This window comes from Streptomyces sp. NPDC057654 (assembly GCF_042800135.1).
Taxonomy (GTDB): Bacteria; Actinomycetota; Actinomycetes; order Streptomycetales; family Streptomycetaceae; genus Streptomyces.
In genome coordinates, this window is sequence record NZ_JBHVHQ010000414.1 from 1 (window position 1) to 7339 (window position 7339).

The 7339-nt window shown below is 69.5% G+C and carries 10 protein-coding genes; 3 read left to right on the plus strand and 7 right to left on the minus strand.

Annotation, left to right across the window (positions count from 1 at the left end):
- Positions 1-63 precede the first annotated feature (63 nt).
- Genes ACFU99_RS26205 through ACFU99_RS26215 form a run of 3 tightly spaced genes read right to left on the minus strand, consistent with a single transcriptional unit; the run spans position 64 to position 2392 of the window.
- Positions 64-471 carry a hypothetical protein gene (locus tag ACFU99_RS26205; RefSeq protein ID WP_384396155.1) on the minus strand — a complete coding sequence of 136 codons (408 nt, stop codon included), beginning with the start codon at positions 469-471 and terminating at the stop codon, positions 64-66.
- Complete coding sequence (locus ACFU99_RS26210) at positions 471-1427, minus strand: fatty acid desaturase family protein (protein WP_384396157.1); 957 nt, start codon at positions 1425-1427, stop codon at positions 471-473. Before ACFU99_RS26210 ends, ACFU99_RS26205 begins: the two co-directional genes overlap by 1 nt.
- A complete protein-coding gene (locus ACFU99_RS26215) occupies positions 1424-2392 on the minus strand; it encodes an iron-containing redox enzyme family protein (RefSeq protein WP_384396160.1) in 969 nt (322 codons plus the stop codon). The genes ACFU99_RS26210 and ACFU99_RS26215 overlap by 4 nt, the downstream gene beginning before the upstream one ends.
- Before the next feature lie 119 nt (positions 2393-2511).
- On the opposite strand from ACFU99_RS26215, the gene ACFU99_RS26220 reads away from it, so the two are divergent.
- The gene (locus ACFU99_RS26220; protein WP_384396163.1) at positions 2512-2649 is read left to right on the plus strand and encodes a hypothetical protein; all 138 of its coding nucleotides are present in this window, start codon (positions 2512-2514) and stop codon (positions 2647-2649) included.
- Positions 2650-2828: 179 nt separating this feature from the next.
- Positions 2829-3419 carry a pyridoxamine 5'-phosphate oxidase family protein gene (locus ACFU99_RS26225; RefSeq protein WP_384396167.1) on the plus strand — a complete coding sequence of 197 codons (591 nt, stop codon included), beginning with the start codon at positions 2829-2831 and terminating at the stop codon, positions 3417-3419.
- Positions 3420-3426: 7 nt separating this feature from the next.
- On the opposite strand, the gene ACFU99_RS26230 is transcribed toward ACFU99_RS26225, so the two are convergent.
- The 3 genes from ACFU99_RS26230 to ACFU99_RS26240 form a co-directional block, all read right to left on the minus strand.
- Entirely contained in the window at positions 3427-4347 is a 921-nt protein-coding gene (locus ACFU99_RS26230; protein WP_384396169.1) for a LysR family transcriptional regulator, read from the minus strand.
- A 34-nt stretch (positions 4348-4381) separates the two neighbouring features.
- Complete coding sequence (locus ACFU99_RS26235; protein WP_384396172.1) at positions 4382-5101, minus strand: cyclase family protein; 720 nt, start codon at positions 5099-5101, stop codon at positions 4382-4384.
- A 93-nt stretch (positions 5102-5194) separates the two neighbouring features.
- Positions 5195-6034 (minus strand): hypothetical protein, encoded by an 840-nt coding sequence (locus ACFU99_RS26240; RefSeq protein ID WP_384396174.1) that lies wholly within the window; start codon positions 6032-6034, stop codon positions 5195-5197.
- Between the two features lie 78 nt (positions 6035-6112).
- On the opposite strand from ACFU99_RS26240, the gene ACFU99_RS26245 reads away from it, so the two are divergent.
- On the plus strand, positions 6113-7036 hold the full coding sequence (locus ACFU99_RS26245; RefSeq protein ID WP_384396177.1) for a LysR family transcriptional regulator: 924 nt from the start codon (positions 6113-6115) through the stop codon (positions 7034-7036).
- A gap of 13 nt (positions 7037-7049) precedes the next feature.
- Here the strand turns inward: ACFU99_RS26245 and ACFU99_RS26250 are convergent, their stop codons facing one another.
- On the minus strand, positions 7050-7304 hold the full coding sequence (locus ACFU99_RS26250) for a DUF1049 domain-containing protein (protein ID WP_384396180.1): 255 nt from the start codon (positions 7302-7304) through the stop codon (positions 7050-7052).
- Between the last annotated feature and the right edge of the window lie 35 nt (positions 7305-7339).

Here is a 7339-nt window from a genome sequence, read left to right on the forward strand (position 1 = left end):
GTCACGCACAGGGGCCGGACCTTTTACCAACAGTGTCCGTATCGGCCGGCCCCGGCCCGGCGCTCAGGCCGTGCACGCGAGGGGCGGCGCCTCGCTGACCGCGTGCGTGAATGTGTCCCGGCTGCGGCGTATCTCGGTGACCAGCGCCCGCCCGACCTCGGCGGTCGCCGGCCTGGCGGGGACCTCGATCTCCCGGCTCGTCCACCAGGTGCCGCCGGCGGGCTTGTCCTCCCGGAAGGTGACGTGGAAGCGGAGCCGCGTCGCCCCGTCCGGCACCGCCTCCAGGCGGACGCAGAAGTCCGCTTCGGGCACCTCGATCCGGATGACGTCGCCGACGCAGGACATCCGTATCGCGTCGGGCACGGCCTCGTCGCACAGCAGGGCGGCGTGGCGCGCGGCGCTCCCCGCGATCGAGACCCTGGGCCGTCGTTCGTCAGGCCGCCGGTCCGCGGACCTTCGCTCGGCCGCCATCAGACACTCCTCTCGGGCTCGGCGCCGGCGGTCCCCTTGCGGTTCTCCCAGGCGACAGCGGCGACCTTGCGGAAGAAGCCGGCGTAGTTCCGCTCGACGTACACGGCCAGCTCCTGGACCTCGGGGTGGCGTTCCCGAAGTCTGTTGATCGGTACGACCATCGCCGCGTGGTGCTCGACGTGGAGGTTGTTGCCGTTGGTGAACCAGGTGGTCAGCCAACTCCCCTGTATCGAGCGGGTGTTGCGCAGCACGTCGGTGGTGCTGGTCTCGCACAGCAGGTGCTCCGGCAGCTCCACCAGGAAGTGCAGGGGCACGGCGAAGGCCAGCGGGAGCACCCACAGCCGCAGCACGGGCCCGCCGGACCCGAGGGCGGCGGCGGTCACGGCGGCGGCCATGACCAGGCCGAACACCCGGTACTCGGAGACGATCTCCTTGCGCCGCCGCTCCGCGATCTGGCCGATGTCGTAGGACCAGTTGCCGGTCCAGCTGCGCAGCACGTCGCGGAGGACGGAGCCGATCCGCGGATAGTCCAGCAGGCCGCGCAGCAGCAGTCCCGAAGTGATCGGTTTGCGGGTGTCGAATCCGAAGAACTCCGAGTCCTGCGGGGTGCCCAGATACCGGTGGTGCTGCAAGTGCCGGACCCGGTAGTGACTGTAGGAGACCAGCAGGGGAATGCCGAGGGGGATTCCCACCAGCCGGTGGAGTTTGGCGGACCGGAAAGAGGAATGGTGCAGGCATTGGTGCTGGAGTTCCACCATATGGGTGTATACCGCGCCGAGCAGCAGTGCACCGGTCAGCGCGAGAAGCCAATTCGCACTCATTGCGAGATACCCGCAGGCCACGGCGAGGCCGACGGCCAGAACCAACTTGAAGGTGAAGACCGCCTCGTCCCGGCCGGAGACCCGGCTCTTGCGGAAGAGTAACCCGGGTGAATTCTGCGACGCCGCGGTGGTCATCGCACTTCCCCTCGCTTCGGCAAGGCGCGCATGGCGTCCCAGATGCGCCGGTAATAGGCGTTGGCCACGCGCACCCGGGTGGCGACGCCGAGGGAGATCTCCCGCAGGAGTTCCGGTGAACGGCCGACCAGCGGCAGGAAGACGCCTTCGAACCATTCGGCGCCGTGGTCGGCGTCGACGTGGACGTGGACGCGCTGGTAGTCGATGACGTCCCCGGGCACGCCGAGGCGGTTGCAGCCGTCGACCATGGCTTGAAAACGCGGTGAGGCGCTCTGCTCCAGCACCCCCATCGCCCCGAGCGCACGGGGGTTGAGATGGCGGTGGATGCCGTACATCAGGAGCATGCTGGCGTTCTCGAAGGCTTCGGGGCAGAACAGCGCCTCGCGGCCGATTCCGGCCTCGGCCAGCTGTTTGCGCATATAGACGGCGGAGTGCTCGAACATGCGGGTGTGGACGTGGTCGAGTTCGCCCTCCCCCATTTCGTCCCAGTAGTTCTCGGCGATGGTGAGTTTGGTCTTGCCCTCCGTGCCGATCTGCACCATGGCCATGAGGTCGTCGAATTTGCTGTCGACGAGTTCCTCGCCCATGAAGAAGAGCGCCATCTCCTCCAGGGTCGCCTCGTGGGCGAGGTAGTCGCAGAACTCCGGCTGCGTGTGCTGTGCCGCGACCTTCAGGAACCAGTCGTGGAAGGCCTCGCCGGTCTGGGGCAGCGTCGCCGTGTCGACCTGCGCGTCCTCCCAGGCCAGCCAGGCGTTCTCGATCTCGACGATCTCGGGGTCCGCGTTGAGGCGCGGGATGGCGGCGAAGTCCTCGGGCCCGCCCATGTAGGCCACGTAGTAGGCGTGCAGCCGGCTCAGCAGCGCTTCCCTCGCCACCGGGTCGGGTGCGCCGTGCCGCGGAAATGCCCTGCTGATCTGCTCGGTGTGCGAGGCGGCGGGCGCCGTCCCCACGGCGGTGAATGTCACGATGCGTTCCCTCTCTGCCGAAGCGATTCCGCCGCGGAGGAGACCGTAGGGCGTTCAGAGGCGCCCAATACGGCTCCGCAGGACATGAATCGCGTGGTCACGGCCCCGGACCGAGCCGCGTGGAAGAACTGGTGGAGATCCTTCCGCTGCCGGCCGAGGAAGATCCGAACACATCAGAAGATGAGAATGATCGACTCGCCGCGATCATGGGCGCGGTGCGCGGCCCGGCCTCCCGCTGCGGCGTAACCGTGGGGTGAATCAAGCATTCCGCTTGGCGTAGCGGCTGCAAACGTCACACTCCGCCGACATAAGCCATCATGCCGAGAGATTGAACAATCATTGCGGGACGGCCGGGGCGACGGAACGATTCCCGTGTCAGCGGGCGCGGACGGAATGATTTCCGCGTCCGCACGCACAACGGACAGGGGAGGCATTGATGACGGAACGGCCCTTCTACCGCGAAGGGGCGTTGCGTATGCAGGAAACCCTGCGCACGCGACGCCTCGCGGACCACATCGCCGGAAAATATGTGACCGATTATCTGGACGAGGCCGCGACCGCGATGCTGCGGCGGGCGGACTGCTTCTACCTGGCGACGGCCGACGCCGAAGGGTACCCCGACTGCTCCTACAAGGGCGGGCTGCCCGGATTCGTCCACGTACCGCATCCCGGACTGCTCCGCTTCCCCAGCTACGACGGAAACGGCATGTTCCGGAGCCTGGGCAATATTCTCGACAATCCGCGGATCGGCATGCTCTTCATCGACTACGACCAGCCGATCAAACTGCGCGTGAACGGCACGGCGCACGTATCGACGGACGGCGGTCTGCTCACCGAATTCCCGGAGGCGGACGCCGTGGTCGAGGTGCGGGTGCGGCAGGTGTTCGAGAATTGCCCCCGTTACCTGCACGACGTGCGCGTGGGGCAGTACTCGGACCATGTCCCCCGTCCCCACCACGCCCCGCCGGACCCGGACTGGAAACTCAAGGACGAGTACCAGGGCCTGGTGCGCCTGCGGAATTCATGACAGACCCTCAGCTGCTGTGCGCGAGGGCCGAGGTGCGCGAGTACGCGCGTTTGAGCCGCTGCCGCAGGATGAGGAACCAACTCGTCACCGCGGCCGACGACTTGGCCACCAGCACGATGGTCCGCGCCGGGGCCGGGATGCCGGCGACGTCCACCGACCGGGTCAGCCCGTCCCGCCGTACCAGCGCCGAGGACGGGACGTAGGTGATCGCCCGCAGCGCCACGGCCATCTCCTGCGCCAGCGCCCAGTCGTCGGTGCGGCCGACGATGCGGGTGAGGATGCCGTGGCGCGCGAAGTGCGAGGTGACGAGGCGGTCGCAGTCCGAGCCGACGCGCGGCAGTATCCAGGGGAAGGCGGACAGCGAGTCCGAGCCCGAACGGACCGCGGAGGACAGCAGTTTCGGCGGTCCGACGAGCACGAACGACTCGTGCCGCAGCGGCACCGTACGGAAGCGCACGTCCTCCGGTTCGGTCGCCTCCTGTATGGAGATCGCGGCGTCCAGGCTGCCGGCCTGCACGAGATCGCGCCCCTCGTGCGGGCTCGTCTCATACAGTTCGAGGCCGAAAGGGAGGCCGCTCCCGACTCCGAGAGCCGGGAGGACGCAGTTGCCCATCGCCGAGGGAAAGGCGCCGAGCCGCACACAGGGTTTGCCGCGCGGCGGCGAGGCCCCGTGCTCCTGGTGCTCGGAGACGGACGTCTCCCACAGATCGGCGATCTTCGAGGCGACCTGGGCGATCACCGATCCGCTGTCCGTCAGCCGGATGCCGCGCCCTTCAGGCTCCACCAGCGGAAATCCGCACTCCGAGCTGAGCGCCTTGATCTGCTGGGACACCGCGGACGGGGATAAGTGCAAGGCCTTGGCCGCGGCATGGATTCCGCCGTGGCAGCGTACGGAATCCAATGTCCTGAGCTGCTGAAGGTTGGCCATTGCTCCGCTCTCGTCGGGGGGCCCGACGACGACGTCAGGCCCATCGGGAGTATCCAAGGAAAGCGCGCACGGGGAAGGTGCCGAGCCCGGCGACCTTGATGGGAACGGCGGTGAATCGCCCCCCTCGCTCCGGGACGAGGGAGAGGTTGGTGAGGTGCTCGACCAGCGGGATGCCCGCGCCGAGCAGTTCCGTGTGCGCCGGACGTTCACGTATGTGTGTGGCGTCGATGTTGAGGGAGTCGATTCCCACGAGCGCCGGGTCGGCCTCGGCGAGCAGCGCCGCGGCCTCGGCGGACAGGTGGGGGTGCTGACCGTTCTCGTAGGTGTCGGTGGCCCAGTGCCGCGACCAGCCGGTCCTGATGAGCACGGCGCGGCCGCGCAGGTCGGCCTGGTCGAAACACTCGGGCCCGATGGTCTGCTTGTCCGTCTCGACCAGGGTGACGGGCACCCCGGCGACGCGGGCCAGATCCAGGGCGGTGAGGTCATAGCCGTCCGCGAAGCGGTGGAAGGGGACGTCCATGTAGGTGCCGGTCTGGCCGACCATGCAGATCTTGCCCAGGTGGAACTCGGTTCCCGGGTCGTACAACTCGCGCGACTGCTCGCGGGAGATGTGGTCCGTGAGCACGGGCTGCGGCATCCCCGGGTAGGCCGTCGCACCGGAGACGATCTCGTGGCTGAGGTCCACGAACACGTCTGCGGCGCCACCGTGGCGGAAGGACCCCTGCGAGCGGGACGGAGGGGAGCTGTTCACCATGAAGGGTCCACCTTCTCTTCTATGGAGTGGGCAATGATCGTCAGAGGGTCTGGCGTCGTACAAGGAGGCCCGTCGTATTTTGGCCACCCCGGCTCACTGCGGCGTGTGGGTCGGGGCCTCGGCCTGGATCTCGTCGGGCGACAGTTGGGCGATGCGGTGCTCGGTGCGCGTATCGCGCAGGGCGAGCGGGGCGGCGAGGAGGATCAGGACCGCGGCGGCGGAGAAGGAGCCGTCGACCCCCAGGGCGTGCGAGGTGAGTCCGACGGCCACGGCGCCGATCCCCGTCCCGGCGTCGTAGGCCATGTTCCACGCGGTGCTGGCCGCTCCGTGACCGCGGGGCCCGGCCCGCCGGAACATGATCACGAGCGTGTCGTTCTGGAGGGCGCCGAAGCCCAGGCCGTAGACGGAGGCCGCGACGGCGGCGAGCACCGATGCGTCGCCGGACCCGGCGGTGGCCAGCCCGAGGCCGCCCATGCCCAGGACGCACCCCAGCACACTGGGCACGAGCAGCTTCCCGGTGCCCCGGCGGTCGCTGAAGACGCCCGCCGCCCAGCGCCCGACGACGATGGCGCCGGAGAGCAGGAACAGCGCGACGGGCGCGGCCGAGGAGTCGCTGAGCGCCAGCGGGAGGAACGTCGTCACGCCGCCCAGCGCGCCGGCCATCAGGACCTGACGCAGGCTCAGCCGCCGCAGCAGCCATCTCATACACAGCTGCACGCCCACGGTCGTCGCCATCGTCACGCCGGTCACGGCGCCCACGCCGGCGTTCCCGGAGCCGCCCTGCGCGGACCAGAGCGGCGCGACCGACAGCAGCGGCGCGTAGTTGGAGAAGGTCCCCACCGTCGCGGCGAGCAGCAGCAGGAAGTCCCGGCCGGCCAGGCCGGTGCTCTCGCCGCCGGCGGATCCCCGGCGCTGTGTGCTGGATGGGTGCATGCCAGCAGTTTTGCCGTTCGCGTCGATCGCGTCCAACGAACGATTGCGATGGCTTCCATTCGAGAATACGATTGATCAGTGGAGCTGAAGCATCTGTCGACCTTCGTCGTGGTGGCCCAGCGGTTGAACTTCACCGGCGCCGCCCAGGAACTGGGCTATGTGCAGTCCAGCGTCACCGCGCACATCAAGGCCCTGGAGCGCGACCTCGGCCTCCCGCTCTTCGACCGGCTCGGCCGCCGGGTGGTCCTCACGGACGCGGGCCGCGAACTGCGCAACCACGCCCAGAACCTCCTGAACTACGCCGAGCAGGCCACGGAGGCGGTGCAGCGGGCGGGCGGCGATCCGGGGCGGGTGCGCGGCACGCTGCGCATCGCCGCCCCCGAGAGCCTCTGCGCGCACCGCCTGCCCCCCGTGCTGCGCGCGCTGAAGAACAGCTTCCCGCTGCTCCAGGTGGCGTTCGGCCCGGCGAACCGGACCTCGCTGATGACCTCGCTCGGCGAGGGCTACCTCGACGCCGGCTTCCTCCTGGAGGAGGAGGTGAGCGGTCCCATGGTGACCGCCGACCGGCTGGCGGAGGAGGCGCTGCGCCTGGTCGCCGGGCCGGACCACCCGCTGGCCCGGCGCGAGGTCGTGCGTACCGCGGATCTGGCGGACGAGACGCTGCTGCTCATCGAGAAGGGCTGTGCGCAGCGCGAGGTGATGGACCGGGAGCTGAGGAAGGCCGCGGTACGCCCCGCGACGATGGAGTTCGTCAGCACGGAGGCGCTCAAGCGGTGCGCCGAGGCGGGCCTGGGCGTGGCGCTGCTGCCGCGCACCACGGTCGCCGACGAGATCCGCCGCGGCCGGCTCACCGCGCTGCCGTGGACCGCCCGCCCCGTCCTCGGCGTCTACCTCGTCCTGCACAAGGACCGTCAGCCCACCTCGGCCCTGCGCACGCTGACCGCACTGGCCCGCGCCGAGTTCCGGCGCACCGCCGACGATCCCGTGGGCGCGGTGAGCTGACGCGCCGGAGCCGCTACCTGCGGCGGCCGAAGGTGACGTAGCGGCCCACCAGCCAGCCGATCACCAGCATCACGGCCAGCGCGATCCACAGCGGGACCGTGACCTCGGGCAGCAGCAGCCGGATCTTGACCTGGCGGGTGTTCTCGAAGACGAAGACGAGCGCGAGGACCGCGATCACCAGCAGGACCAGGCGGCCCGGCGTCGCCAGCTCCCGGACCCTGCCGCCCGAGGCGCCGCCGCCCGTCTTCGTCGAGGTCTTGGAGCTCATGGCGTGACCCTTCCGTCGGTGTGGGGCCGCCGGGC